Here is a 2,550-nt window from a genome sequence, read left to right on the forward strand (position 1 = left end):
CGCCCATGCGGGCAACCCTCGTTCACCCGCGCATCGTAGGACGAGCCACCCGGCTCAAGGCGGACATACGGTCTTACGACCTTCACGGCAGTGGCGGTGTTTGGCTTCGCTGTCGTAGCCCGCGTCAGCCAGGAGTTCCTCGAATGGCATGCTGGCAGCGGCCGTGCTCGCCAGAGGTGGAAGGTCGGTTAAAGTCACCGCACGGGCCGGGCCTGACACGCTGCGCTAACAGAATCTGCGGCTCGACCCAAATGGCGAAGGCTCATTTCAGCCAGCCGCGCTGACCCCGGTGCCGCTTCGTGCGCTACTCAGAACAGCGGGATGTATATGCGAGAAAGAGGCCATTGGAAGCGAGCGCAATCTGAGAGGCACGTTCAGCGTCCCCACGGGCGCGGCGGACGGTTTCAGTCAGGGCCGCATTCAGCATATCAGGACTGACGTGATGGCGAGCGAACCGCCACACCGTCGCATGGTCCGGGACGGCTCGAAGGCCGAGCGCGCGGCGGAGTTGGCTGCAAGGCCGAGAAGGTCCTTAAGGCCATGGTAGGTCAGCCGCAGCCTCTCCCGCAGCAAAAGCACGGCGAACAGAGCGGCGGGCGCATAGGCCGTGGTGGCGAAACGGCTCGGGGCGGGGGCTACGCGGCGCGCTACCGCCGCCGCAAGGCGGGCGAATCGAAGCAGTTCATTATCCATGGTTCTGCCAAAATGGGACGCTGGGGCCTCATCCTGCTCCGACAGGCTCGTGACAGAGCAAAGCGCTCTAATCAGCAGCGTACTGCGTAAGTGCCACAACCCCCTAGAAGCAAGTGAATGGCGTTGCACTCCGTAACGCGCAGCCGCAATATTTCCTTTCCGCCGTCGCTTGCCCGCGGCTTTGGGTAGCGCTGGTCGGCTTGAGGGAGAGGCCATGAGCGATCCGGCTAACCAGTGTCCGGGCAAACGTGAGAAGCGGTTGCCGAGGATACCAGCACAGATCGACCAGACATTCGCCGCGATCGTTTTCGCAGCGCTGTGCGGCTTCGCGCTTGTCGGATTGGCGCTTTTCGGAACGGCTTGGCACGCCGCGCACTTCCGCTGGCCCATTCTCGTTGTCGGCTTGGCAACGATCTTGGGCGCGCTCGGTGCCCAGGTCGTGGTGCGCTACAAGTGGCTCGCTGCGAGCGGAGCTGCCGCCTGCGTCATACTCCTCGCACAGATATTCAGGCCGGAGGTGCCGTTCGTGTACGGCCATCTGCACGGAACCGAAAACGTCCCGCAGGTTACGGTTCGAGGCCAAACGTTCTTCCTCGCGGGAAAAGTTTCACAAGATCTCCACTGGCAGTTCTTCGCGCGGAGCGAGTGGCTCACTGGAGACACCTTCTCCATCCGCTTCGTCGAACCTAGTCAGGCGCCAAGCTCCTCTTCAGTGGTATCACCGCCATCGACCGCTACGCCACGTCCGATCATCATCGGCTGCATTCCCATGACGGTCCTACGCGAGCGCGTGCTGGATCCCGCGGGTGCCGACCTGACGCTCCGCCGGGTGGAGGAAGCGGAGAACGATGGTGAGTGGCGCCTCTACCAAGCCGGAAGGATCTCCAACCAGCCGATCGGGCACTTTGGCAACCCGGAGTGCCCTGTCACGCGAACTTCCCTCGGCGCAAAAACTTCGCCGGTACGCTTCGCTTGGCCCCGTCTTTTCTCGTTGGCCTTCGCGCAGACCGACCGCGGTGATGCGGCGGACCTCTTCCGCAATCTCGCTACGACCAATCTCGACATTCAGACGCGAGCGCTGAGCGACATCAGCCACTTGCGGGATCCAGCAAGAATCTCGGCCATCGTATCCGCCTGGCAACCAGGTGCAGCCGACCTTAACGTCGAGGGAGCCTTGCTCGTCGCCTGGGTCGGCTCCATCCGCCAGGACCGGTCGACCGCAGTGTCGATCGGCTCCTCCCTATCGCCGGAACAGTTGTCGCGCATCGTCGATCTAATGGGCAGTTCTGATCTGACGGTTCGGCGGAACGCAACGGAGCTCCTTTCTTGGCTCTTGCAGAGCGGCTCGTGGCCAGCAGGACTGCGGGGGGAGCGGTATGCGAGCGTTGTGGGGGCCGTACTAGCGCCGTTCGTGGACCCGTCGGCATACGACACGACTCACGAGCAGACGAACAAGGGAAACGTGAGATTCAATGCTCTCGTTGCACTGCAGGATGCACGTTGCGACTTACCGGTTCCCACCCGTGGAGAGGTGGATGCGGCACTGTCCGCTTTCGCTGGGACTACCTACGCGACGTCCGGGACTCTTCCCCGAGTGCTGGCGTCCATTGCGCGCTTCCGTGGGATGGCATGTCCGACACGATAGCGGCGGACTCTGCCCGTGCAGGCGGACGCGTTCCTGAGGCACCTCGCCACGCGTCAGATCCAGCTACCCAAGCGGCAGGCCCGTTCGGCCCGTGCTCACGCCAAACAAGCGAACCTAGGGTGCTGAGACGGCACCGTCAGGTTGATCGGGGATTGGCTGGTCGGGACCGATCCGGTAGGTGGCCGGAATGAGCCTCCCAGCCGCCAAGTCGC

General features: G+C 63.4%; 1 protein-coding gene. It reads left to right on the top strand.

All coding sequences use genetic code 11. From position 1 onward, the window contains the following. Window positions 1-907 precede the first annotated feature (907 nt). Window positions 908-2,338 carry a hypothetical protein gene (locus JMJ56_RS32905; RefSeq protein ID WP_202836086.1) on the top strand — a complete coding sequence of 477 codons (1,431 nt, stop codon included), beginning with the start codon at window positions 908-910 and terminating at the stop codon, window positions 2,336-2,338. The last annotated feature ends 212 nt before the right edge of the window (window positions 2,339-2,550 follow it).

The organism is Belnapia arida, assembly GCF_016773205.1.
In the GTDB taxonomy this organism is placed as follows: domain Bacteria; phylum Pseudomonadota; class Alphaproteobacteria; order Acetobacterales; family Acetobacteraceae; genus Belnapia; species Belnapia arida.